Origin of the sequence: Pseudomonas sp. Irchel 3E13 (assembly GCF_900187455.1) — a bacterium.
Lineage (GTDB): Bacteria > Pseudomonadota > Gammaproteobacteria > Pseudomonadales > Pseudomonadaceae > Aquipseudomonas.
The window spans coordinates 19,225-43,378 of record NZ_FYDX01000024.1 but is presented as its reverse complement, the minus strand read 5'-3'; the positions used below and the strand labels follow the sequence as shown (position 1 = coordinate 43,378).

At 58.5% G+C, this 24,154-nt stretch carries 21 protein-coding genes and 2 tRNA genes; 1 reads left to right on the top strand and 22 read right to left on the bottom strand.

Annotated elements, in window-relative coordinates; translation table 11 throughout:
• Positions 1 to 24 precede the first annotated feature (24 nt).
• The 16 genes from CKW37_RS30095 to rlmE form a co-directional block, all read right to left on the bottom strand.
• On the bottom strand, positions 25 to 378 hold the full coding sequence (locus tag CKW37_RS30095) for a BON domain-containing protein (RefSeq protein WP_095159745.1): 354 nt from the start codon (positions 376 to 378) through the stop codon (positions 25 to 27).
• A 257-nt stretch (positions 379 to 635) separates the two neighbouring features.
• On the bottom strand, positions 636 to 2,741 hold the full coding sequence (gene pnp, locus CKW37_RS30090) for a polyribonucleotide nucleotidyltransferase (protein ID WP_095159744.1): 2,106 nt from the start codon (positions 2,739 to 2,741) through the stop codon (positions 636 to 638).
• A gap of 252 nt (positions 2,742 to 2,993) precedes the next feature.
• Positions 2,994 to 3,263 carry a 30S ribosomal protein S15 gene (rpsO, locus tag CKW37_RS30080; protein WP_095159743.1) on the bottom strand — a complete coding sequence of 90 codons (270 nt, stop codon included), beginning with the start codon at positions 3,261 to 3,263 and terminating at the stop codon, positions 2,994 to 2,996.
• Positions 3,264 to 3,416: 153 nt separating this feature from the next.
• Positions 3,417 to 4,334 (bottom strand): tRNA pseudouridine(55) synthase TruB, encoded by a 918-nt coding sequence (truB, locus tag CKW37_RS30075; RefSeq protein ID WP_095159742.1) that lies wholly within the window; start codon positions 4,332 to 4,334, stop codon positions 3,417 to 3,419.
• Positions 4,335 to 4,337: 3 nt separating this feature from the next.
• Positions 4,338 to 4,736 (bottom strand): 30S ribosome-binding factor RbfA, encoded by a 399-nt coding sequence (gene rbfA / locus CKW37_RS30070; RefSeq protein ID WP_095159741.1) that lies wholly within the window; start codon positions 4,734 to 4,736, stop codon positions 4,338 to 4,340.
• Between the two features lie 119 nt (positions 4,737 to 4,855).
• Positions 4,856 to 7,363 (bottom strand): translation initiation factor IF-2, encoded by a 2,508-nt coding sequence (gene infB / locus CKW37_RS30065; RefSeq protein ID WP_095159740.1) that lies wholly within the window; start codon positions 7,361 to 7,363, stop codon positions 4,856 to 4,858.
• A gap of 26 nt (positions 7,364 to 7,389) precedes the next feature.
• On the bottom strand, positions 7,390 to 8,871 hold the full coding sequence (gene nusA, locus CKW37_RS30060) for a transcription termination factor NusA (protein ID WP_095159739.1): 1,482 nt from the start codon (positions 8,869 to 8,871) through the stop codon (positions 7,390 to 7,392).
• A gap of 60 nt (positions 8,872 to 8,931) precedes the next feature.
• On the bottom strand, positions 8,932 to 9,390 hold the full coding sequence (rimP, locus tag CKW37_RS30055) for a ribosome maturation factor RimP (RefSeq protein WP_157969672.1): 459 nt from the start codon (positions 9,388 to 9,390) through the stop codon (positions 8,932 to 8,934).
• A gap of 131 nt (positions 9,391 to 9,521) precedes the next feature.
• A tRNA-Met gene (locus CKW37_RS30050) sits at positions 9,522 to 9,598 on the bottom strand.
• Positions 9,599 to 9,697: 99 nt separating this feature from the next.
• Positions 9,698 to 9,783: transfer RNA gene (locus tag CKW37_RS30045), tRNA-Leu, on the bottom strand.
• A 19-nt stretch (positions 9,784 to 9,802) separates the two neighbouring features.
• Positions 9,803 to 10,192 carry a preprotein translocase subunit SecG gene (secG, locus tag CKW37_RS30040; RefSeq protein ID WP_095159738.1) on the bottom strand — a complete coding sequence of 130 codons (390 nt, stop codon included), beginning with the start codon at positions 10,190 to 10,192 and terminating at the stop codon, positions 9,803 to 9,805.
• A gap of 3 nt (positions 10,193 to 10,195) precedes the next feature.
• Entirely contained in the window at positions 10,196 to 10,951 is a 756-nt protein-coding gene (gene tpiA / locus CKW37_RS30035; RefSeq protein WP_095159737.1) for a triose-phosphate isomerase, read from the bottom strand.
• Positions 10,952 to 11,017: 66 nt separating this feature from the next.
• On the bottom strand, positions 11,018 to 12,358 hold the full coding sequence (glmM, locus tag CKW37_RS30030; protein ID WP_095159736.1) for a phosphoglucosamine mutase: 1,341 nt from the start codon (positions 12,356 to 12,358) through the stop codon (positions 11,018 to 11,020).
• A 16-nt stretch (positions 12,359 to 12,374) separates the two neighbouring features.
• Positions 12,375 to 13,226, bottom strand: a complete 852-nt coding sequence (gene folP / locus CKW37_RS30025) for a dihydropteroate synthase (protein ID WP_095159735.1) — start codon at positions 13,224 to 13,226, stop codon at positions 12,375 to 12,377.
• Between the two features lie 8 nt (positions 13,227 to 13,234).
• The gene (ftsH, locus tag CKW37_RS30020) at positions 13,235 to 15,142 is read right to left on the bottom strand and encodes an ATP-dependent zinc metalloprotease FtsH (RefSeq protein WP_095159734.1); all 1,908 of its coding nucleotides are present in this window, start codon (positions 15,140 to 15,142) and stop codon (positions 13,235 to 13,237) included.
• A 210-nt stretch (positions 15,143 to 15,352) separates the two neighbouring features.
• Positions 15,353 to 15,976, bottom strand: a complete 624-nt coding sequence (gene rlmE, locus CKW37_RS30015; RefSeq protein ID WP_095159733.1) for a 23S rRNA (uridine(2552)-2'-O)-methyltransferase RlmE — start codon at positions 15,974 to 15,976, stop codon at positions 15,353 to 15,355.
• Between the two features lie 100 nt (positions 15,977 to 16,076).
• Here rlmE and yhbY point away from each other — a divergent pair, with 100 nt between their 5' ends.
• The gene (yhbY, locus tag CKW37_RS30010) at positions 16,077 to 16,385 is read left to right on the top strand and encodes a ribosome assembly RNA-binding protein YhbY (protein WP_095159732.1); all 309 of its coding nucleotides are present in this window, start codon (positions 16,077 to 16,079) and stop codon (positions 16,383 to 16,385) included.
• A 12-nt stretch (positions 16,386 to 16,397) separates the two neighbouring features.
• Here the strand turns inward: yhbY and CKW37_RS30005 are convergent, their stop codons facing one another.
• From CKW37_RS30005 to dnaJ, 6 genes are all read right to left on the bottom strand, one after another.
• A complete protein-coding gene (locus tag CKW37_RS30005) occupies positions 16,398 to 16,793 on the bottom strand; it encodes an MFS transporter (protein ID WP_095159731.1) in 396 nt (131 codons plus the stop codon).
• A 28-nt stretch (positions 16,794 to 16,821) separates the two neighbouring features.
• The gene (greA, locus tag CKW37_RS30000) at positions 16,822 to 17,304 is read right to left on the bottom strand and encodes a transcription elongation factor GreA (protein ID WP_175651982.1); all 483 of its coding nucleotides are present in this window, start codon (positions 17,302 to 17,304) and stop codon (positions 16,822 to 16,824) included.
• Positions 17,301 to 20,522 carry a carbamoyl-phosphate synthase large subunit gene (carB, locus tag CKW37_RS29995; protein ID WP_095159730.1) on the bottom strand — a complete coding sequence of 1,074 codons (3,222 nt, stop codon included), beginning with the start codon at positions 20,520 to 20,522 and terminating at the stop codon, positions 17,301 to 17,303. The genes greA and carB overlap by 4 nt, the downstream gene beginning before the upstream one ends.
• A gap of 107 nt (positions 20,523 to 20,629) precedes the next feature.
• A complete protein-coding gene (carA, locus tag CKW37_RS29990) occupies positions 20,630 to 21,766 on the bottom strand; it encodes a glutamine-hydrolyzing carbamoyl-phosphate synthase small subunit (RefSeq protein WP_095159729.1) in 1,137 nt (378 codons plus the stop codon).
• A 267-nt stretch (positions 21,767 to 22,033) separates the two neighbouring features.
• The gene (dapB, locus tag CKW37_RS29985) at positions 22,034 to 22,837 is read right to left on the bottom strand and encodes a 4-hydroxy-tetrahydrodipicolinate reductase (RefSeq protein ID WP_095159728.1); all 804 of its coding nucleotides are present in this window, start codon (positions 22,835 to 22,837) and stop codon (positions 22,034 to 22,036) included.
• A gap of 12 nt (positions 22,838 to 22,849) precedes the next feature.
• Entirely contained in the window at positions 22,850 to 23,974 is a 1,125-nt protein-coding gene (dnaJ, locus tag CKW37_RS29980; protein ID WP_095159727.1) for a molecular chaperone DnaJ, read from the bottom strand.
• Between the last annotated feature and the right edge of the window lie 180 nt (positions 23,975 to 24,154).

Genomic DNA, 24,154 nt, shown 5'->3' with positions numbered 1-24,154 from the left:
GGGTCAGCGAGCGGGACGAACCAATCAGTTGGTTTTCAGGCCATCAGCCGATACGGCCTGTACGCCTTTGATTTTCTTGGCGATGGCAACTGCCATGTCTTTCTGCGACGAGGACACTGCCACGTCGGACGACAGCGACACTACGCCTTTGTTGGTTTCGACTTTGATGTCGGTACCAGGAATACCTTTCTCGGTAACCAGATCAGCTTTTACCTTGGTGGTGATCCAGGTGTCGGAAGTGGCTTCCTTGGCCTTGGTCACTTCACCGGCCGCAAGAGTCAGTGGCGCCTGGGTGGTTGGCTGTTGGGCGAACGCTACGTTGGCCATGGTCAGAGTCAGGGCAGTAGCGGTGGCAGCAGCAATAGCGAACTTCTTCATACGAGACACTCCTGTTTTTCGAGAAATCTGCCACCGAAAGGTCCTGGTGGCAGGTGTAATCCTTACATTGCAGACGCTGTGCCAGTTTTTGATATCTTAAAAATCGTTTAGAAACAGTAACTTACGTAAATACGAAAATGCCGGGATCGTGCAAATTGCAAGTTGCCGCGTTATTGCGCATGCAAGATGCAAGTTGTCCCATCAATTCGCGCGCATAAAAAAAGGACCCCGGAGGGTCCTTTTTCGAAAGCCGGGAGTTAAACGCCCGACGCCTTCGCTGCAGCAACGTCTTTGATCGACAGCTTGATGCGACCGCGGTTGTCCACGTCCAGCACCAGAACTTCAACTTCCTGACCTTCTTTCAGGATGTCGGTCACTTTCTCTACGCGAGCGTCGCTCAGCATGGAGATGTGAACCAGACCGTCCTTGCCCGGCAGGATGTTGACGAAGGCGCCGAAGTCGACGATGCGCTCTACCTTGCCGACGTAGATCTTGCCGATCTCGGCTTCGGCAGTGATGCTCAGAACGCGCTGACGCGCTGCTTCTGCTGCATCTTTGGTTTCGCCGAAGATCTTGATCGAGCCGTCGTCTTCGATATCGATCGAAGCCTTGGTTTCTTCACAGATACCACGGATGGTCGCGCCGCCTTTACCGATGACGTCACGGATCTTGTCGGTGTCGATCTTCATCGCGATCATGGTCGGAGCATTTTCCGACAGCTCGCTACGGGACTGACCGATGATCTGGTTCATCTGACCGAGGATGTTCAGGCGCGCTTCCAGGGCTTGGCCCAGGGCGATCTCCATGATCTCTTCGGTGATGCCGTTGATCTTGATGTCCATCTGCAGCGCGGTAACACCCTTGGAGGTACCGGCAACCTTGAAGTCCATGTCGCCCAGGTGGTCTTCGTCACCGAGGATGTCGGTCAGAATGGCGAACTTCTCGCCTTCTTTAACCAGACCCATGGCGATACCGGCAACCGGAGCCTTCATCGGTACACCGGCGTCCATCAGTGCCAGGGAAGCACCGCAAACCGATGCCATCGAGCTGGAACCGTTGGATTCGGTGATTTCCGACACAACGCGGATGGTGTACGGGAATGCGTCAGCGGCTGGAAGCATGGCCTGAACCGAACGACGGGCCAGACGGCCGTGACCGATTTCACGACGACCAGCACCGCCCATGCGACCACACTCGCCCACCGAGAACGGAGGGAAGTTGTAGTGCAGCATGAAGGGGTCTTTACGCTCGCCTTCGAGGGTGTCCAGCAGCTGTGCGTCACGGGCAGTACCGAGGGTCGCAACAACCAGCGCCTGAGTCTCGCCACGGGTGAACAGTGCGGAACCGTGAGTCTTCGGCAGAACACCGACTTCGATGTTCAGCGGACGTACGGTCTTGGTGTCGCGACCGTCGATACGTGGCTTGCCGTTGACGATGTTTTCGCGAACGGTGCGGTATTCGATTTCGCCGAAGATTTCTTTGACTTCGCCAGCCGAAGCCTGACCTTCTTCACCGGAGAACTTGGCGATCGCCTGATCGCGCAGTTCGCCCAGACGAGCGTAACGGTCGGCCTTGACGGTGATGGTGTAGCCCTGGGAAACGGCTTCGCCGAATTCGGCGCGGATGGCGTTCAGCAGTTCGGTGTTGGCAACGGCTGGTTTCCAGTCCCAAGTTGGCTTGGCAGCTTCGGCGGCCAGCTCTTTGACAGCCTGGATGACTGCCTGGAATTCGTCGTGGGCAAACAGCACGGCACCCAGCATCTGGTCTTCGGTCAGCTCTTTGGCTTCCGATTCAACCATCAGAACGGCGTCGGAAGTACCGGCGACGACCATGTCCAGGCTGGAGGCAGCCAGTTGCTCGTAGGTCGGGTTCAGCAGGTAGCCGGTGCTCTCGTGGAAGGCAACGCGCGCGGCACCGATAGGGCCTTCGAACGGGATGCCGGAGATGGCCAGGGCAGCCGAGGTACCGATCATCGCAGCGATGTCCGGATCGGTCTTCTTGCTGGTGGAAACGACGGTGCAGACAACCTGCACTTCGTTCATGAAGCCTTCGGGGAACAGCGGACGGATCGGACGGTCGATCAGACGCGAAGTCAGGGTTTCTTTCTCGGAAGGACGGCCTTCACGCTTGAAGAAACCACCAGGGATCTTGCCGGCGGCGTAGGTCTTTTCCTGATAATGCACGGACAGCGGGAAGAAGCCCTTGCTCGGATCGGCGTGCTTGGCGCCAACCACGGTCACCAGCACGGTGACGTCATTATCAACGGTGACCAATACGGCACCGGATGCTTGACGGGCGATACGGCCAGTCTCGAGGGTTACGGTCGACTGACCGAACTGAAATTTCTTGATTACCGGGTTCACGGTTTCCTACCTTATCTTAGTGGCTCTGGGGGAACTGGTTTCTTGCGAATTCTTGGGCAGAACGGGGAATCGGCCCCATTGACCGTCCAGATAAAACTAAAGGTTGGGAGCCTGCCCGGCCGTCGCGGAAAACCGCTCGGGCAAGACAGACTGCCAACCTCATAGATACGCGCGGCGCGCTCGTCAGCCATGGAGCGAAAGCTCTTGGCTGAAGACCGCAGCACGCCGCGCACACCACTGGCCAGGCCGCTATTAGCGACGCAGACCCAGACGACCGATCAGGGCGCTGTAACGAGTGGCGTCTTTACCTTTCAGGTAGTCCAGCAGCTTGCGGCGCTGGTTTACCATGCGGATCAGACCACGACGGGAGTGGTGGTCTTTGCCGTTGGCCTTGAAGTGGCCTTGCAGCTTGTTGATGTTGGCGGTCAGCAGAGCAACCTGAACTTCCGGGCTACCGGTGTCACCAGCAGCTTGCTGGTAGTCGCCAACGATCTGTGCTTTTTCTTCAACGCTGAGTGCCATCTGGCTTTCTCCAAATCAAGGGAAACCGGTAAAGGCTTCCAATAGGCCAGGGACTGCTCCCTGTATTCATAAAAGTGAGGTGTGACCATGCCTATTAACAGCCACCCTCTAATCCATCCGTGCCGGACCTGAGCCCGGCACTGACGGTTTCGGTCATTCCGACCGAATCAGTCGACGCGGCGCGACGCGCCCGTCTTCGCTCACTTCACCGATCCCGATGAAGCGACCGTTGTGATCCTGTACGCGGACCATGCCGAATTTCGGCGCGTCCGGCGAACGTACCGGCTGACCATGCAGCCAGTAAAACGCACTGTGCTCGGAGAACTGCAGCAACGGCCAGTCCAGCAAACCGCTGTCCGAAGGCATCAGGAAGCGATCGATCGCTTCATTGCCGCCATCGGCGTGAACCTGCTCGAGTTCTTCGAGGGTCACGGTCTGGGCCAGTTCGAACGGTCCGGCATGGGTGCGACGCAGTTCGGCGACATAAGCACCACATCCCAACACCTCGCCGATATCTTCGACCAGGGTGCGGATATACGTGCCCTTGGTGCAACCGACCGAGAGACGAACCCGGGTGCCTTCGCACTCCAGCAGTTCCAAGCGGGTAATAGTAACAGAACGTGCTTCACGCTCCACTACTTCACCTGCACGCGCCAGTTTGTACAACGGCTGGCCATCGCGCTTGAGGGCCGAGTACATCGGAGGTATCTGGCTGATTGGACCACGAAATTGTGGCAACACCGCTTCAATGTCGGCGCGACCAACGGTCACATCGCGGGTCTGCAGGACTTCACCCTCGGCATCGCCGGTGGTGGTGGTCTGTCCCAGTTGCATGACCGTCTCGTAGCCCTTGTCGGAATCGAGCAGGTATTGCGAGAACTTGGTTGCCTCGCCGAAGCACAGCGGCAGTACGCCACTAGCGAGCGGATCAAGACTGCCGGTATGTCCGGCCTTTTCAGCATTGAGCAGCCAGCGGACCTTCTGCAACGCGGCGTTGGAGGTGAACCCCAGCGGCTTGTCGAGCAGGATGATGCCACTGACGTTACGACGGATACGTTTGACCTGAGCCACGGATCACTCCTTGCTATCCGGAACGTCGGTGCTCTGGTGCTGACTGTCCTCGGCGACGGCACGCTCGATCAGCGCGGACAGATGGGCGCCGCGGGTGACGCTCTCGTCATAGTGGAAATGCAGTTGCGGCACGCTGCGCAGCTTCATTTCACGGCCGAGCTGCATGCGCAGGAAACCGGAGGCGGAGTTCAGGACTTTCAGACTCTGCTTGATGTCTTCAGCGCTGTCCTGGCCCATGACGGTGATGAACACCTTGGCATGGCCGACATCGCGGCTGACATCGACGGCGGTGATGGTCACCAGGCCGACGCGGGGATCTTTGACTTCACGACGGATCAACTGAGCCAGCTCACGCTGCATTTGATCGCCGATGCGTTGGGTACGGCTATATTCTTTTGCCATGTCTTGCTACCTGTAACTAAAGCGGCAAACGCCCGGCCAGGCATCAGCCGGACCGGGCGTTGCGTTCAGCGACAAGCGTGGCTTCACAGCCACCCGCCCGTCGCTTCCAAGCTCGTGAATCAGAGCGTACGAGCCACCTGGACTTTCTCGAAGACTTCGATCTTGTCGCCGACCTTGACGTCGTTGTAGCTCTTGACGCCGATACCGCATTCCATGCCGGCACGTACTTCGGACGCATCGTCCTTGAAGCGGCGCAGGGATTCCAGCTCGCCTTCGAAGATAACCACGTCTTCGCGCAGTACACGGATCGGGCGGTTACGGTGAACCGTACCTTCCACAACCATGCAACCGGCGATGGCGCCGAACTTCGGCGAACGGAACACGTCGCGCACTTCGGCGATACCCAGGATGTTCTCGCGAACATCGCTGCCGAGCATACCGGTCAGGGCTTTCTTGACGTCTTCAATGATGTCGTAGATCACGTTGTAGTAACGCATATCCAGACCTTCCTGCTCGACGATCTTGCGCGCACCGGCATCGGCACGAACGTTGAAGCCGAACAGTACTGCGTTCGAAGCCAGTGCCAGGTTGGCGTCGCTCTCGGTGATACCACCGACACCGCCACCGATCACGCGCACTTGCACTTCGTCGTTGCCCAAGCCGCCGAGCGAACCTTGCAGAGCCTCGAGAGAACCACGAACGTCGGCCTTGAGCACGATGTTGAGGGTCTTCTTCTCTTCCTGGCCCATGTTCTCGAAGATGTTTTCCAGCTTGCCAGCATGAGCGCGAGCCAGTTTGACTTCGCGGAACTTGCCTTGGCGGAACAGTGCAACTTCGCGGGCTTTCTTCTCGTCAGCCACTACCGACAGCTCGTCGCCAGCGTCCGGGGTACCGTCCAGGCCGAGGATCTCGACCGGGATAGACGGACCGGCTTCTTTGACGGGCTTGCCGTTCTCGTCGAGCATCGCTCGTACACGGCCGTAGTTGGAGCCGCACAGAACCATGTCGCCTTGACGCAGGGTGCCGTCCTGAACCAGAACGGTCGCCACCGGGCCACGGCCCTTGTCCAGGCGAGACTCGACCACGACACCACGACCTGGCGCGGATGGAGTGGCTTTGAGCTCGAGGATCTCGGCTTGCAGCAGAACGGCTTCGAGCAGTTCGTCAACACCGGTACCCATCTTCGCCGAAACCTTGACGAATGGAGTGTCACCACCCCAGTCCTCGGAGGTAACGCCTTCGACGGACAGCTCGTTGCGGATGCGATCGAGGTCAGCGCCCGGCTTGTCGATCTTGTTCACTGCAACAACCAGTGGAACACCAGCAGCCTTGGCGTGCTGAACCGCTTCGCGGGTCTGAGGCATCACACCGTCGTCAGCCGCGACCACCAGGATAACGATGTCGGTCGCCTTGGCACCACGGGCACGCATGGCGGTAAACGCGGCGTGACCAGGGGTGTCGAGGAAGGTGACCATGCCGCGGTCGGTTTCCACGTGATAGGCACCGATGTGCTGGGTGATACCACCGGCTTCGCCAGCAGCAACCTTGGCACGACGGATGTAGTCGAGCAGCGAGGTCTTACCGTGGTCAACGTGGCCCATTACGGTCACGACCGGCGCACGGGCAAAGGTCTCACCTTCGAACTTCAGCGATTCGGCCAGGGAATCTTCCAGGGCAGTGTCGCTGACCAGGGTGACCTTGTGGCCCAGCTCTTCGGCGACCAGTTGAGCGGTCTCCTGATCGAGCACCTGGTTGATGGTGACCGGAGTGCCCATCTTGAACATGAACTTGACGACTTCAGCGCCTTTGACCGACATCTGCTGTGCAAGGTCGGAAACCGTAATGGTCTCGCCGATGCTTACGTCGCGGATGACCGGACCGGTAGGGCTCTGGAAACCGTGAGCGTTGCGTTTCTTCGGCTTGGACTTGCCACGACCGCCGCGACGGAAACCATCGCTTTCTTCCTCGGTAGTACGTGGAGCGGCGCGAGGAGTAGGAGCTTTCTCTTTCTCCTTGACCTTGACCGATACGCGCGGCGCTTCGTTGCGACGCTCGCCACCGCGACGATCATCGTCACGGGCACGGTCGTTGCGACGGCTTTCATCTTTCTTGCGGTCAGCAGCGGGAGCCGGGGCTGCAGCGGGCTCGACGGCAGCCGAGGCCTCAGCCTGCGCAACCGGAGCGGCTACAGGCGCAGCAGCCGGTGCTGCTGGCGCTTGGCGACGAGTCTCTTCCTCGGTGCGCTGACGCGCTTCGGCTTCGGACTTCTCGCGGACAGCATTTTCGGCAGCGCGGCGCTCTTCCAGCTCACGCTTCTGCTCAGCCTGGACTTCTTCCGGGCTGCGCTGTACGAAAACTTTCTTCTTGCGTACTTCTACGCTGATGCTCTTGCTACCGGCAACACGCAGGGTGCTGGTGGTCTTGCGCTGCAAGGTAATCTTGCGCGGCTCTTCCACCTTTGCCTTATGGCTGCTTTTCAAATGGGTCAGCAGAGCCTGCTTCTCATTGTCGCTCACCAGCTGACTGGCATCGGTGTGCGGCAGACCTGCCTCACGCATCTGCTGCAGCAGGCGCTCTACCGGTGCAGCGACCTCTTGGGCCAATTCTTTCACCGTGACTTGCGTCATGCACTTCTCTCCTCAGGCCAGCCTGCTTACTCGAACCAGTGGGCTCGGGCGGCCATGATCAACTTGCCGGCACGCTCTTCGTCGATGCCGTCGATGTCGAGCAGATCGTCAATCGACTGCTCGGCCAGGTCTTCGCGGGTAACCACGCCGCGCACCGCCAGTTCCGCCGCCAGGTCCTTGTCCATACCCTCAAGAGAGAGCAGGTCTTCGGCCGGATGGGCGTCTGCCAGTTTTTCCTCGGTAGCGATGGCTTTGGTCAACAGACGGTCCTTGGCACGAGCGCGGAGTTCGTTGACGATCTCCTCGTCGAAGCCATCGATGTTGAGCATTTCTTCCAGCGGTACATAGGCAATTTCTTCGAGGCTGGTAAAGCCTTCGTCGACCAGCACCTGGGCCAGTTCTTCGTCGACTTCCAGCTCTTCGATGAAGTTGCGCAGGATGTCGCCGGTTTCCGCTTGCTGCTTGGCCTGGATGTCCGATTCGGTCATCACGTTCAGGGTCCAGCCGGTCAGTTGACTGGCCAGGCGAACGTTCTGACCGCCGCGACCGATCGCCTGCGCCAGGTTGTCAGCGGCAACAGCGATATCCATCGCGTGGGCATCTTCGTCAACGATGATCGCCGCGACTTCAGCCGGCGACATGGCGTTGATGACGAACTGTGCTGGGTTGTCGTCCCAGAGCACAATATCCACGCGCTCACCACCCAGCTCTCCGGAAACCGCTTGAACCCGGGAGCCGCGCATGCCGATGCAGGCGCCTTGTGGGTCAATACGTTTGTCCTTGGAGCGAACGGCGATCTTTGCTCGAGAGCCCGGATCACGCGAAGCAGCCATCACTTCGATCAGGCCCTCGGCGATTTCCGGTACTTCGATGCGGAACAGCTCGATCAGCATCTGTGGCGCGGTACGCGACAGAATCAGTTGCGGACCGCGGTTCTCAGTGCGGATTTCCTTGAGCAGCGCACGAACTCGAACGCCTACCCGGAAAGTCTCGCGAGAGATGATATCTTCACGTGCCAGCAGTGCTTCAGCATTGTTACCCAGATCAACGATGACGTTGTCGCGGGTAACTTTCTTGACCGTGCCGGAGATGATTTCACCTACACGCTCACGATAGGCATCGACCACCTGAGCACGTTCTGCCTCACGAACCTTCTGCACAATGACTTGCTTGGCGGTCTGGGCAGCGATACGGCCGAACTCGATGGATTCGATCTTCTCTTCGATGATCTCGCCAGCGACAGCGCCCGGTTTTTTCGCCTGGGCCTGGTCGACGGCCAGTTCGATCGCAGGATCGTCCAGGTCTTCGTCTTCGACCACAGTCCAGCGGCGGAAGGTTTCGTAGTTACCGGTGTGGCGGTTGATTTCCACACGCAGGTCAACTTCGTCTTCAAAACGTTTTTTAGTTGCGGTGGCCAGAGCCACTTCCAGCGCTTCAAAAATCACGCCGGCCGGTACGCCCTTTTCATTGGATACCGACTCAACAACCAGCAGTACTTCTTTGCTCATCGTACGCCTCGCCTTTCGCAAGCCATTAGGTCCGCTTTTTTGGAGCGGATCCGGCATGTCTCAGTCAAAACTGGGAATAATGTTGGCCTTGTCGATCGAGTCGATCGGCAACAGGAATTCGTGACTGTCCACCTGGACCACGACATCCTGTTCCTCCACACCGCGGAGCAGGCCTTGAAAGTTACGACGACCTTCGAAGGGCGTACGCAGCTTGATCTTCACTTGTTCGCCGGCATGCGAGGCAAACTGTTCAAGTGTGAACAGCGGGCGATCCATGCCAGGAGAGGACACTTCAAGGGTGTATTCGGAGCTGATTGGATCTTCAACATCCAGAACGCCACTGATCTGGCGACTGACGGCTTCGCAATCTTCGACCAGAATGCCGCCCTCTTTGTCGATATAGATACGCAGTACCGAATGTTTGCCTTGAGAAATGAACTCGATTCCCCAGCATTGATAGCCGAGCGCCTCGACCACCGGGGCCAACAAGGCCTGCAACTGTTCTAGCTTGCTCGACACCTGAACCCCCTCGTGCATGCTGTGCAAATAAAAAATGGGCAAGCGCCCATCCATGAAATGCGCCGTTGAACATCGGCGCTGAGAACTGTTCAGCTAACAAAAAGCCCCTTGAAAAGGGGCTCCGCTGAAACTGGTTGCGGGGGCTGGATTTGAACCAACGACCTTCGGGTTATGAGCCCGACGAGCTACCAGACTGCTCCACCCCGCGACAAAGCTGGGGCGAAAGTATACGACCGAACCCCCGAAAGGGTCAATCCAACCTCCACCTACAAGAAAGCCCGCTCAAAGCGGGCTCTCATGCTTCAAATGGTACCGAGAAGGGGACTCGAACCCCTACACCCTATGGGCACAACCACCTCAAGGTTGCGTGTCTACCAATTCCACCACCTCGGCAATACTACTTTGAAACCCGTTACTTCTGCTCTTGAGCGGGAGGAACATCGCCAGTGTTGCCGGCTTCGTTCTTCTGTTGCTCCTGGAGCACCGGTACATCATCTGCTGCCGGTTTGGCTTGCTTAACTTCTAATACCGCTGGATCTGGCAACCCTACTTGAGTCAGCTCATGAGCTTTCTCTTTAGCAAAGTATCCTAACCCAAGAGCAGTTAAGAAGAAAGAGGCAGCTAGTATAGCAGTAAACTTACTCAGGAAGGTAGCAGAACCTTGGCTTCCGAACACAGTATTTGAAGCACCTGCGCCGAAAGATGCACCTGCTTCCGCACCTTTACCCTGTTGCAGCAGAACCAGCACTACCAAACCCAGTGCGCCCAACAGATGAAGAACGACAATAACTGTTTCCAGCATTTTTCAGTTTCCTGCGGCGCGACAAATTGCACCGAATTCGTCTGCGTTCAGGGAAGCCCCACCAATGAGCCCCCCATCAATATCCGGCATGCCGAACAGCTCAGCCGCATTGGCCGCCTTCACGCTGCCGCCGTATAGAAGCCGCGCATTCTGCGCAACTTCTGAATCCTTTACCGCCAACTGCTCGCGAATGGCTTTATGCACATCCTGCGCTTGCTGCGGAGTAGCTGTGAGGCCAGTACCGATGGCCCAAACTGGCTCATAGGCAATAATCGCACTTGCAAAGACCGCAACACCCAACGTATCGATGATGCTGTCCAACTGCTGCCCAACAACTTCTAGCGTCTTGCCTGCTTCGCGCTCTTCGAGGGTTTCCCCTACACAGAACACAACCTTCAATCCACAGGACTGTGCCGCTGCGAACTTCCGAATCAGGGTCGAGTCTTGCTCTTCCAGAATCTGACGCCGCTCGGAGTGACCGATCAACACCCACTCACAACCGACATCAACCAACTGACTCGGAGCCACCTCTCCCGTCAAAGCCCCTTGCTGGGGTTCGACCGCGGAGTCCTGAGCACCTACAGCGATCGACTTGCCTTCAAGCCCGTCGATCACCTGTGTAATGAACAGGCTGGGTGGAAACACCGCGACATCAACACCGCTTGGCAAGGCCTGATTACTCAAGCTTTTGATCAGCTCAGCGACGCTGGCGCGGGTACCGTGCATCTTCCAGTTACCAGCTACCATAGGGCGACGCATGCTGTACCTCGTCGGTCAAAGTGGGCGCAGATGTTACCCAACCCGATCACTACTGGCAAGCGTAAATCAAACGCAAACTTCACTTACCAGTTTTGCCAGTGCCTCGGCATGGCCGCGAACCTGACTTTCGTCGTCACCTTCGACCATTACACGCACGAGAGGCTCTGTTCCGGACTTGCGCAACAACACGCGACCACGCCCGGCCATATCCTCGGTAATACGCTCACACGCTTCTTTCACCGAAGGGTGCTCGAGCGGATCGACCTTGCTTGCCCCGAAGCGGACATTGATCAGCACCTGCGGGCACTTGCGGACAGCCTGGCGAGCTTGCGCTAGGGTCTCTCCACGACGCTTGAGCGCCATCAGCACCTGCAGAGCAGCGATGATCGCGTCTCCAGTCGTGGTGTGGCTACAGCAAACCACATGCCCGGAGTTTTCCCCGCCAATGATCCACTCGCGCGCCAGCAACTCTGCCATGACGTAACGGTCACCTACCTTCGCTCGCACGAAGGGAATCGACAGATCCTTCAGCGCAAGCTCCAGCCCCAGGTTGCTCATGAGCGTACCCACCACGCCACCTTGAAGCTTGCCGCGGTCATGGAGGTCACGTGCGATGATGAACAAGAGTTCGTCACCATCAACAATGGCGCCCGTGTGATCAACCATCAGCACGCGGTCACCGTCACCATCGAAGGCGATACCCAGATCGGCATGACCAACCAGCACTGCTGCCTGCAGCGACTCGATATGAGTCGAGCCACAGTTTTCATTGATGTTCAGACCATCCGGCTGCGCAGACAGCACGGTAACTTCGGCACCCAGCTCACGAAACACGCTTGGAGCTACCTTATAGGTCGCGCCATGAGCACAGTCGATAGCCAGCTTCAGGCCAGAGAAATCGGTGCTGCTCGGCACGCTGCTCTTGCAGAACTCGATATAGCGACCGGCAGCATCGTTGATTCGAGAGACCTTGCCCAACTTGCTCGACTCAACCACCGTCATCGGCTGGTCAAGCAGCTCTTCGATCATCAGTTCGACTTCGTCAGGCAACTTGGTACCTTGCCCGGAGAAAAACTTGATGCCGTTGTCGTCATGCGGATTGTGGGAGGCACTGATGACGATGCCCGCCTCAGCATGGAAGGTCCGCGTCAGGTAGGCGATCGCCGGAGTCGGCATCGGCCCCAACAGCAGCACATCAGCCCCGGCAGCCGAAAGCCCGGCCTCCAGGGCAGACTCGAACATATACCCGGAAATACGGGTGTCCTTGCCTACCAATACACGGCAGTGACCCTGCTTGCGGAAGGCCATACCCGCCGCCCAACCCAGCTTGAGCATGAAATCAGGGGTAATAGGGAACTCACCAACACGACCGCGAATGCCGTCGGTACCAAAATATTTTCTACTCATAAATGCTCCGTCACTCTTATTCGGCGGCTTGTACCGCAGCGATCATCCGTACGATGTCGACGGTTTCAGCAACATCGTGAACACGAAGGATCTTCGCTCCTTTGGTGATCGCCAATGCGGCCAGCGCCAAGCTGCCATATAGCCGTCCATCCACAGCCCGACCAAGGGTCAGGCCGATCATACTCTTGCGCGAGACGCCCACCAGCAAAGGGCGCCCCAAGCGCTGCAGACTGTCCATATGCTTGAACAGGCTGAGATTATGCTCCAGTGTTTTGGCAAAGCCGAAACCTGGGTCAAGAATTATGCGTTCCGCCTCGATTCCAACAGAACTGCAGGCAGCCATCCGCTCTTCAAGATACGTCGCAACCTCGGCAGTCACGTCGCCGTAGCTTGGGGCATCCTGCATGTTTCCAGGCTCACCACGCATATGCATGAGGCACACAGGCAAGCCGGTAGCCGCAGCAGCATCCAACGCTCCGTCACGACTGAGCGAGCGGACGTCATTGATCAGCCCTGCCCCGAGGCGCGCCGACTCACGAATAACCGACGGCGTCGAAGTGTCCACCGAGATGACCACATCCAGCTCACGATTCAGAGCCTCGACAATAGGCGCAACGCGCTCAAGCTCCTCAAGAGCAGTGACAACGCGCGCCCCTGGCCGGGTTGACTCCCCCCCCACATCGATCAACGTAGCGCCGGCAGCCACCATTTCCTCGGCATGGCGCAGCGCCGCGTCGCGCTGAGTGAAGCGGCCGCCGTCTGAAAAGGAATCCGGAGTGATATTGAGAATACCCATGACATGGGTAAGCGAAAGGTCAAGAACCCGGTTGCCGCAAGGCAACCGGGTCGGGTACTGCTGTGAAGTCATGTCAGCCCTTAGTGTTGCGCTGCCGGCCCACCAATCGGGGACTCTGGACGATCACCCTGGGAAGCCGTCGTTCCAGATGTACCCGAGTCACCATCCCAATCACGCGGTTCGCGCGGCGGGCGGCCAGCCATGATGTCTTCGATCTGGTCGGCATCAATGGTTTCGTACTTCATGAGTGCGTCGGCCATTGCGTCGAGCTTGTCACGGTTGTCGGTGAGGATCTGCTTGGCCGTGGCATAACACTGGTCAATGATGCTGCGAACCTCGGAATCGATCAGCTTCGCAGTCTCGCCGGAAACACTGGCGTGTCCAGAACTGGAGCCGCGCCCCAGGAACACTTCGCCCTCTTCCTCAGCGTACATGAGCGGACCAAGCTTCTCCGACAGCCCCCACTTGGTAACCATGTTACGAGCAATCTGACTGGCCCGCATGATGTCGTTGGAAGCGCCTGTGGTCACACCATCAAAGCCAAGGGTCATTTCCTCAGCGATACGACCGCCGTACAGCGAACAGATCTGACTGATCAGCGCACGTTTGGAGAGGCTGTAGCGATCTTCTTCCGGCAGGAACATGGTCACACCCAACGCACGACCGCGAGGGATGATGGATACCTTGTAAACCGGATCGTGCTCCGGAACGACGCGACCAACGATCGCGTGACCCGCTTCGTGGTAAGCGGTGTTCTGCTTCTCTTTTTCCGACATGACCATGGTTTTGCGCTCAGCGCCCATCATGATCTTGTCTTTGGCCAGCTCGAACTCTTTCATCTCGACAACGCGCTTGCCGCCACGCGCCGCGAAAAGTGAAGCCTCGTTGACCAGGTTGGCCAGGTCAGCACCCGAGAAACCAGGAGTACCGCGAGCAATGACTGCAGGATTGACGTTCTCGCCAATCGGCACCTTGCGCATGTGAACCTTGAGGATCTGCTCACGACCACGAATGTCTGGCAAACCAACCACCACCTGGCGGTCGAAACGGCCGGGACGCAGCAAGGCAGGGTCAAGCACGTCTGGACGGTTGGTAGCTGCGATCACGATGATGCCATCGTTCATCTCGAAGCCATCCATCTCCACCAGCAACTGGTTAAGGGTTTGTTCACGCTCGTCGTGACCGCCACCCATGCCAGCACCACGATGGCGACCTACGGCATCGATTTCGTCGATGAAGATGATGCACGGCGCATGCTTCTTGGCCTGCTCGAACATGTCACGTACGCGACTGGCACCCACACCCACGAACATTTCGACGAAGTCGGAACCGGAAATGGTGAAGAACGGAACCTTCGCCTCACCAGCGATGGCCTTGGCCAGCAATGTCTTACCGGTACCAGGAGGACCAACCATCAAGACGCCGCGAGGAATACGACCGCCCAGGCGCTGGAACTTGCCCGGATCACGCAGAAACTCGACGAGCTCGCCGACCTCTTCCTTCGCTTCATCACAACCCGCCACGTCGGCCAGTGTGGTTTTGACCTGATCCTCGGACAGCAGTCGCGCCTTGCTCTTGCCAAAGCTCATCGGGCCGCCTTTACCACCGGCGCCACCTTGCATCTGCCGCATGAAGAACATGAAGACCGCGATGATCACGAGGATCGGGAAGCTGGCTACCAGTAGCTGCGTCCAGATGCTTTGCTGCTCTGGCTGCTTGCCTTCGACCACAACATGGTTGTCGACCAGGTCGCCGATCAGACCGTTGTCCTGAATGGCCGGACGGATGGTCTTGAAGGTGTCACCGTCAGTACGTTTACCAGTAATGACGTAGCCGTCGACCGCAACGCGCTCGACCTTGCCATCCTTGACTTGCTGGATGAAGTCGGAATAGTTGAGGGTTTGCGGCTCATTCGGGCTGGAGAAGTTGTTCATCACTGTCACCAGGACAGCCGCGATGATCAACCACAGGATCAAATTCTTTGCCATATCGTTCAATTAGCTACCCTCTGAAGCAGGTTTAGGCGCAACCGTGCCTCGCATGATAATCACCGGCGTAACTTACTACATTACCTACAACAGCAGTTGGCGCCGTCTGTAACCCTTTGTGAATCTAGACTACACGATGTTCATCCATATCAGACACACGGACTGATTGGAAAAAACTATCACTGCCTCAAGAAGCCGCCGGTGATGCTTTTATTCCCCGCGATACCCTCTCGCCAGCAGGTACTGCTCTCGTGAGCGATCACGCGAAGAATCGGGCTTCAGCATCTGCACCTTGTCGAACTTCTTGCGAGTTTCCTTGAGGTAAACATCAAAGCCTTCCCCCTGGAAAATCTTGATCAGGAAATCACCACCAGGCTTGAGCACGCGAGTAGCCAGATCAATGGCTAGCTCACAGAGAAACATTGCCTTGGGGATATCGACGGCTGGCGTACCACTCATATTGGGGGCCATATCGGAAATCACAAGGTCCACATGCGAATTACCGACGGCCTCAAGAATTTGCGCCAGGACGTCATCCTGCGTGAAGTCGCCCTGAATGAAGGTGACATCAGGGATGCTGTCCATCTCCAGGATGTCCGACGCGATCAGACGCCCCTGACCGCCGATCAGACGACTGGTCACCTGCGACCAGCCACCCGGCGCGGCGCCCAGGTCAACTACGCTCATGCCTGGGCGGATGATTTTGTACTTTTCCTGAATTTCCAGCAGTTTGTAGCTCGCACGCGAGCGATAACCATCCTTTTGCGCCATTTTGACGTAAGGATCGTTGAAATGTTCTTTCAGCCAGCCAAGGCTTGTCTTGGAACGCGCCACTGGGCACCTCGATGATTAGGGTCGTGATTAACTGGGCGGATCCACGGGCCCTCGGGTAAAATGGCCGCCATTTTTACAGAATCAGACAAAGGGTCAGATTATGCCGCTCAATAACGAGCAGAAGAAACAGTACAAATCCATTGGCCACGATCTGAAACCAGTTCTGATTGTGGCAGGCAATGGACTGACTGAGGGCGTTCTTGCCGAACTGGAACGCGCCCTGGCCGATCACGAACTGATCAAGGTCGAGATCCGCTCGGAAGACCGCGAAGAGCGTGCCGCAGCAATCGCTGCACTGTGCAAGGCTGGCCGTGCCGAACTGGTGCAGACCATCGGGAAGAAGGCACTGATCTATCGCCGCAACCCACAGCCAAACAAGCAACTGTCGAACATTCACCGCTACAAGTGATGCTCGCTCCGATCAGTGGCGCGCTTTGCGCGCCCTGCCCGGCACCGGTTGCAGCACCAGCAACAGACCGGTAAGGCCCAACACCAGGTAACAGAACAACTGCCAGCGCAGTTGCCCCGCGAACACCGTGCTCAATACGAAGTAGACAGCACACGCCAGCACCGCCATAAGCAGCAACTGCCCACGCGCATCCCGCCATAGACTGGTCATGCCCTCGGCCCGGACCAGCACCAACACCTGCACGCCGCTACCGACAGCCGCGAAAGCCACCAGCAATGACGCCACCACACGACTGACATCTTCGACCAGCAACGGCGCGAGGCCGACCTGATTCAGCGCGGGCAACAACCCCAGATGAAGGATCCACAGGCCACCGACCCAGAGTACCTGGGCCAGTTGCCAGATCACGGCCGTGGCAGCGAAGCCACGGGGCCGGTCAGATGTGTTTGACTTCGACAATCTCGTACTCGAGCACGCCGCTAGGTGTCTTGACGACCACCACGTCACCTTCTTCCTTGCCGATGATGGCACGGGCAATCGGCGCACCCGCCGAAAGCTTGCCCTTCTTGATGTCGGCTTCGTCCTCACCAACGATCTGGTAAGTCACCTGATCGCCAGTCTCGGCATTTTCCAGCAACACAGTAGTGCCGAAAATGACCTTGCCAGTGTGGGCAATGGTGGTCACGTCGATCACGACCGAGTTCTGCAAACGGCCTTCAATATCACGGATACGCGCCTCGACCATGCCTTGCTCCTCGCGGGCGGCATGGTATTCAGCGTTTTCCTTGAGGTCACCCAGTTCACGCGCTTCGCCAATCGCCTGACTCAGGCGCGGGCGCTCGGTCTTGCTCAGGAACAGGTGCTCTTCTTCCAGGGCGCGAGCGCCCTGGACGGTCATCGGGTATTTGGTAATGCTCATGCTTTAAGTCCTGCATGCAGATCCTGCAAGCGGCGAACGGTCTTTTCCGGACCGAATTTCAGCGCTTCACAGATAGCTTCACCGGCCGCAATGGTAGTGGTGCAGTAAATCTTGTGCTGCAACGCATTGCGGCGAATCGAGTAGGAGTCGGCAATCGACTGACGACCTTCCGTGGTATTGATGATCAGCGACACTTCGTCGTTCTTGATCATGTCTACCACGTGCGGACGACCTTCGGTCACCTTGTTCACGCGACGCACTTTCAGGCCAGCCGCTTCGATGATCTTGGCGGTACCGGCGGTAGCAACCACTTCAAAGCCCAGAGTGATCAGGTCACGGGCAACGCCAGCCACTTGTGGCTTGTCGTCGTCACGTACGCTGATGAACGCAGTACCGCCGGTCGGCAGCACTTCGCTGGCGCCCATCTGCGCTTTGGCGAAGGCTTCACCGAAGCTGTCGCCGACGCCCATCACTTCACCAGTGGATTTCATCTCAGGGCCGAGGATCGGGTCAACACCCGGGAACTTGGCGAATGGGAACACCGCTTCCTTGACGCTGTAGAAGTTCGGAATGATTTCCTTGGTGAAGCCCAGCTCTTTCAGCGATTTGCCAGCCATGACGCGCGCGGCGATCATCGCCAGCGAAGTGCCGATGCACTTCGACACGAATGGCACGGTACGGGAAGCGCGCGGGTTGACCTCGATCACGTAGATCTTGTCGCCCTGCAACGCCAGCTGGACGTTCATCAGACCAACAACGCCAAGCTCCAGGGCCATCTTCTTGACCTGTTCGCGGACTTCGTCCTGAACGTGGGCTGGCAGCGAGTATGGCGGCAGCGAGCACGCGGAGTCACCGGAGTGAACGCCTGCCTGCTCGATGTGCTGCATGATTGCGCCGATAACCACGTCGGTGCCATCGCACACCGCATCCACGTCCATCTCGATGGCGCAGTTGAGGAAGTGGTCGAGCAAGACCGGGCTATCGTTCGAAACCTGTACCGCTTCGCGCAGGTAGCGCTTGAGCTCGTCCAGTTCGTAGACGATTTCCATGGCACGACCGCCCAGTACGTAGGACGGGCGAACTACCAGCGGATAACCGATAACGCCGGCGGCACGAATGGCTTCGTCTTCGCTACGCACGGTGGCGTTTGGCGGCTGCAGCAGGTTCAGGCGCTGAACCATCTGCTGGAAGCGCTCACGGTCTTCCGCGCGGTCAATGGCATCAGGGCTGGTACCGATGATTGGCACACCGGCCTCTTCCAGCGCGCGAGCCAGTTTCAGCGGAGTCTGACCACCGTAGTGGACGATCACGCCTTTCGGCTTCTCGACGCGAACCACTTCCAGCACGTCTTCCAGCGTCAGCGGCTCGAAGTACAGGCGATCAGAGGTGTCGTAGTCGGTGGAGACGGTTTCCGGGTTGCAGTTGACCATGATGGTCTCGTAACCGTCTTCACGCAGGGCCAGTGCCGCGTGTACGCAGCAGTAGTCGAACTCGATGCCCTGGCCGATACGGTTTGGACCGCCGCCCAGGATCATGATCTTGTCGCGAGTCGACGGGTTGGCCTCGCATTCTTCCTCGTAGGTCGAGTACAGGTAGGCAGTGTCGGTCGCGAACTCGGCGGCGCAGGTGTCGACGCGCTTGTAGACCGGGAACACTTCCAGCTTGTGGCGATGACGACGCAGATTCTTGTCGGTGATGCCCAGCAGCTTGGCCAGACGCTGGTCGGAGAAGCCCTTGCGCTTCAGGCGCAGCATCAGGTCCTTGTCGATGGTCGACAGACCGAGGGTCTTGACCTTCTCTTCGTCCTTGATCAGGTCTTCGATCTGGATCAGGAACCAGTGGTCGATGCTGGTCAGGGCGAAGATTTCGTCGCGGGTCATGCCGGCGCGGAAAGCGTCGGCCACGTACCAGATACGCTCGGCGCCCGGCACGGTCAGTTCACGCTTGAGGATGCTCGAGGCTTCCGGGCTGGCCAGGTCGACTTTAGGGTCGAGGCCGCAGACGCCAACTTCCAGACCGCGCAGGGCTTTCTGCAGGGATTCCTGGAAGGTACGGCCGATGGCCATGACTTCACCCACGGATTTCATCTGAGTGGTCAGGCGGGCGTCGGCTTTCGGGAATTTCTCGAATGCAAAGCGCGGCAGCTTGGTAACGACGTAGTCGATCGACGGCTCGAAGGACGCCGGGGTACGGCCGCCAGTGATGTCGTTCTGCAGTTCGTCGAGGGTGTAGCCGACCGCCAGCTTGGCCGCGATCTTGGCGATCGGGAAACCGGTGGCTTTCGAAGCCAGGGCGGAAGAACGCGATACACGCGGGTTCATCTCGATCACGACCATGCGGCCGGTGTCCGGGCAGATGCCGAACTGAACGTTGGAACCGCCGGTCTCGACGCCGATTTCACGCAGCACCGCCAAGGAGGCGTTGCGCATGATCTGGTATTCCTTGTCGGTCAGGGTCTGAGCCGGTGCGACGGTGATCGAGTCGCCGGTGTGCACACCCATCGGATCGAAGTTCTCGATGGAGCAGACGATGATGCAGTTGTCCTTTTTGTCGCGGACCACTTCCATCTCGTACTCTTTCCAGCCGATCAGCGATTCGTCGATCAGCAGTTCCTTGGTCGGCGACAAGTCCAGACCACGGGCGCAGATTTCTTCGAATTCTTCACGGTTGTAGGCGATGCCGCCGCCGGTGCCGCCCATGGTGAAGGACGGACGAATGATGCAAGGGAAGCCCAGCTTGTCGAGGACTGCATTGGCCTCGTCCATGGTGTGAGCGATACCGGAGCGCGGGCAATCCAGGCCGATCGACTTCATGGCCTTGTCGAAGCGCGAGCGGTCTTCGGCTTTGTCGATGGTGTCGGCATTGGCGCCGATCATCTCCACGCCGAATTTTTCCAGGACGCCTTCGCGCTCCAGGTCCAGGGCGCAGTTCAGAGCGGTCTGGCCACCCATGGTTGGCAGCAGCGCATCCGGACGCTCTGCCTCGATGATCTTGGCAACCGTCTGCCACTTGATCGGTTCAATGTAGGTGGCATCGGCCATGGCCGGGTCGGTCATGATGGTGGCCGGGTTGGAGTTCACCAGGATGACGCGATAGCCTTCCTCGCGCAGGGCTTTGCAAGCCTGGGCGCCGGAGTAGTCGAATTCGCAGGCCTGGCCGATCACGATCGGGCCAGCGCCGAGAATCAGGATGCTTTTAATGTCTGTACGTTTTGGCATGGTTGTCACTCAAATCCGCAGGTCAGTCGGCAAGCCGTCTTGAACAATCTTGGTCAGGCGCGCCCGAACCAGGCCGAAGCCGGTTCAGGGCCTTCTCGCAGGGATGCTTAGCGGCGCTTGGCCATGGCATCGATGAAGCGATCGAACAGTGGCGCGACGTCGGTCGGGCCAGGGCTCGCTTCAGGGTGGCCCTGGAAGCTGAACGCGCTCTTGTCGGTACGCTCGATACCTTGCAAGGTACCGTCGAACAGCGACTTGTGGATCGCACGAACGTTGGCCGGCAGCGTGGCCTCGTCGACCGCGAAACCGTGGTTCTGGCTGGTGATCATTACAACGCCGGTATCCAGATCCTGGACCGGGTGGTTGGCACCGTGGTGGCCGTGACCCATCTTGACGGTCTTGGCGCCGGAGGCCAGGGCCAGCAGTTGGTGACCAAGGCAAATACCGAACACCGGAATCTCGGTCTCGAGGATTTCCTTGATGGCCTGGATAGCGTAGTCGCAAGGCTCTGGGTCGCCAGGGCCGTTGGACAGGAACACGCCATCAGGCTTGAGCGCCAGCACTTCGCTGACCGGGGTTTGCGCCGGCACCACGGTCAGGCGGCAGCCGCGAGCAACCAGCATGCGCAGGATGTTCAGTTTGACGCCGTAGTCGTAGGCGACGACGTGATACGGCAGATCGGCAGCTTCGATGGTCGGGTGGCTGTCGCTTTTCAGCTCCCAGACACTGGAACGCCATTCGTAGGAAGTCTTGGTGCTGACCACTTTGGCCAGGTCCATGCCCTTCAGGCCCGGGAAGCCGCGAGCGGCGGCAATGGCGGCTTCTTCGCTGATGTTGTCACCCGCCAGGATGCAGCCATTCTGCGCGCCCTTTTCACGCAGGATGCGAGTCAGGCGGCGAGTGTCGATACCGGCGATCGCCACGACATTGTTGGCCTTGAGGTAGTCGCTCAGGGACAGCGTGTTACGCCAGTTGCTGGCAATCAGCGGCAGATCGCGGATAACCAGGCCGGCCGACCATACGCGGTCAGACTCGGCATCTTCCGGAGTGGTGCCGGTGTTGCCGATGTGTGGGTAAGTCAGGGTAACGATCTGTTGCGAGTACGAAGGGTCAGTCAGGATTTCCTGATAGCCGGTCATTGCGGTGTTGAACACCACCTCGCCAACGGTCTGACCGTCGGCTCCAATGGCTTCACCGCGAAAAATGCTGCCATCGGCAAGGGCGAGTATGGCTGGCTTAGTCAAGAAGACCTCCGTAAATAGCCTGAAGGGGCGATCGCAGGTTGCAAAAAAGCGGAATGACGTATAGACACGTCACCCCGCTTTCTTCGTCGAATTATCTGCGCGCTTTTAGTGGACACACTAAAGCTGTAGCTTACAGAAATGTGCTTTTTTGGTCTACCACTGATGTGCCTGAAAGGCTCAGGAATGCGACAAGTCGCATCACAAGGGCTGCGAAAACGAGCTGACCGTCACTGACCAGCCCGTTTCCGAGAGAGATGAGGCGATAAATCAATGCAGGTCGAGCACATCCTGCATGTCGTACAGACCTGGCTCACGGCCATCGAGCCAGAGCGCAGCACGCACCGCACCCTTGGCGAAGGTCATGCGACTGGATGCCTTGTGAGTGATCTCGACACGCTCGCCTTCTGCGGCAAACAGCACCGTGTGATCACCCACTACATCACCGGCACGCACAGTGGCGAAACCGATGGTCTGGCGATCACGGGCGCCGGTCTGGCCTTCACGGCCGTAGACAGCCACTTCCTGCAGATTGCGACCCAGCGCCAGGGCAACGACTTCGCCCATGCGCAGCGCGGTACCGGACGGCGCATCGACCTTGTGGCGGTGGTGAGCTTCGAGAATCTCGATATCCACCTCATCACCCAGCACACGAGCAGCGGTGTCGAGCAGCTTCAGACACAGATTGACGCCGATGCTGAAGTTGGCGGCAAAGACGATCGGAATCTCTTTGCCCGCCTCGGCCAGCAGTTGCTTTTCCTCGACACTGAAACCGGTGGTGCCGATAACCATGGCCTTACCCGCCTTGCGGCAGAAAGCCAGGTTCTTCAGCGTGACCGAAGGGTGAGTGAAGTCGATAAGCACATCGAACTCATCCACGACTCGCGCGAGGTCGCCGGAAAGCGGCACACCAATGCGCCCCAGCGCAGCCAGCTCACCAGCATCAGCACCCACCAGCGTGCTGTCGGGACGATCAACCGCCGCCGTGAGGCCAGCACCCTGAGTCTGCTGAATCGCCTCGATCAGGGTTTTGCCCATGCGCCCTGCCGCGCCCACTACCGCTATACGTCGCATGCCTTTTCCTTTTTACAGATCGCCGAAGAAGCGCTTTACACCCTCGAACCAGCCATTGGCCTTGGGAGAATGGGAACTATCGCCTTCCAGTGAAGCACGCAGTTCTTCGAGAAGCTCACGCTGACGACGACTGAGATTAACCGGAGTTTCTACAGCCACCCGACACACCAGGTCACCGGCACCGCCGCCGCGCACCGGAGCGACACCCTTACCGCGCAGACGGAACTGCTTGCCGGTCTGGGTCCCTTCCGGGATCTTCAGCTTGACCCGACCATCGAGGGTTGGCACCTCCAGCTCGCCACCCAGCGCAGCATCGGTGTAGCTGATTGGCACTTCGCAATACAGATGCTTGCCGTCGCGTCGGAAGATCGGGTGCTCACGCACATTGATCACGACATACAGGTCACCGGTCGGACCACCCTGAGTACCCGCCTCGCCCTCGCCGGAAAGACGAATGCGGTCGCCGGTATCGACGCCAGCCGGCACCTTGACCGACAGCGTCTTGTACTCTTCGATGCGACCTTCGCCGTGGCAGGAGTCGCACGGGTCGGTGATGATCTTGCCTTGGCCCTGGCAGCGCGGACAGGTCTGCTGCACAGAGAAGAAGCCTTGCTGCATGCGCACCTGACCAATGCCACCGCAGGTCGGGCAGGTCGCCGGCGAAGAACCTTTCTTCGCACCGGAACCATCACAAGGATTGCAATTGACCAGCGTCGGTACACGGATATTGACCGTGGTACCGCGCACCGCTTCTTCAAGGTTCAGTTCCAGCGTGTAACGCAGGTCGCTTCCACGCTGGGCGCCACCACGAGAGCCGCCGCGGCCACCGCCAAAGAAATCACTGAAGACATCGCCAAAGATGTCGGAGAAGTTGGCGCCACCGAAGCCCGCACCGCCGCCACCCAAGCTTGGGTCGACACCGGCATGGCCATACTGGTCGTAGGCCGCGCGCTTGCTGGCATCGGACAGGACTTCGTATGCCTCATTGGCTTCCTTGAATTTCTCTTCCGACTCTTTGTCGTCGGGATTACGGTCCGGGTGATGCTTCATCGCCAGGCGGCGATAGGCCTTTTTCAGATCGGCCTCGCTTGCGCCTCGCTCGACTCCCAGAACCTCGTAATAGTCACGCTTCGCCATGGTTCTATGCACTCTTGAGGACGTTCGGCAAACCTCTGCGCGTTGAGCGCTGTGCCGACAGCACCGGCATGTGAACCAGTGCTGTAAAAATTCGGGTATTCCAGACACGCCAACGCGGGAGCAAGCCCCCGCGCGGCGATATCCTACCAGTCAACGTCAAACATCAGTCAACCGGCCGAC

Excerpts from the sequence above, each read along its gene's own strand:
- CKW37_RS30095 (WP_095159745.1), bottom strand. The coding sequence starts at position 378 with ATGAAGAAGTTCGCTATTGCTGCTGCCACCGCTACTGCCCTGACTCTG.
- rpsO (WP_095159743.1), bottom strand. The coding sequence starts at position 3,263 with ATGGCACTCAGCGTTGAAGAAAAAGCACAGATCGTTGGCGACTACCAG.
- rbfA (WP_095159741.1), bottom strand. The coding sequence starts at position 4,736 with ATGGCAAAAGAATATAGCCGTACCCAACGCATCGGCGATCAAATGCAG.
- infB (WP_095159740.1), bottom strand. The coding sequence starts at position 7,363 with ATGACGCAAGTCACGGTGAAAGAATTGGCCCAAGAGGTCGCTGCACCG.
- nusA (WP_095159739.1), bottom strand. The coding sequence starts at position 8,871 with ATGAGCAAAGAAGTACTGCTGGTTGTTGAGTCGGTATCCAATGAAAAG.
- secG (WP_095159738.1), bottom strand. The coding sequence starts at position 10,192 with ATGCTGGAAACAGTTATTGTCGTTCTTCATCTGTTGGGCGCACTGGGT.
- tpiA (WP_095159737.1), bottom strand. The coding sequence starts at position 10,951 with ATGCGTCGCCCTATGGTAGCTGGTAACTGGAAGATGCACGGTACCCGC.
- glmM (WP_095159736.1), bottom strand. The coding sequence starts at position 12,358 with ATGAGTAGAAAATATTTTGGTACCGACGGCATTCGCGGTCGTGTTGGT.
- folP (WP_095159735.1), bottom strand. The coding sequence starts at position 13,226 with ATGACTTCACAGCAGTACCCGACCCGGTTGCCTTGCGGCAACCGGGTT.
- ftsH (WP_095159734.1), bottom strand. The coding sequence starts at position 15,142 with ATGGCAAAGAATTTGATCCTGTGGTTGATCATCGCGGCTGTCCTGGTG.
- yhbY (WP_095159732.1), top strand. The coding sequence starts at position 16,077 with ATGCCGCTCAATAACGAGCAGAAGAAACAGTACAAATCCATTGGCCAC.
- greA (WP_175651982.1), bottom strand. The coding sequence starts at position 17,304 with ATGAGCATTACCAAATACCCGATGACCGTCCAGGGCGCTCGCGCCCTG.
- carB (WP_095159730.1), bottom strand. The coding sequence starts at position 20,522 with ATGCCAAAACGTACAGACATTAAAAGCATCCTGATTCTCGGCGCTGGC.
- dapB (WP_095159728.1), bottom strand. The coding sequence starts at position 22,837 with ATGCGACGTATAGCGGTAGTGGGCGCGGCAGGGCGCATGGGCAAAACC.
- dnaJ (WP_095159727.1), bottom strand. The coding sequence starts at position 23,974 with ATGGCGAAGCGTGACTATTACGAGGTTCTGGGAGTCGAGCGAGGCGCA.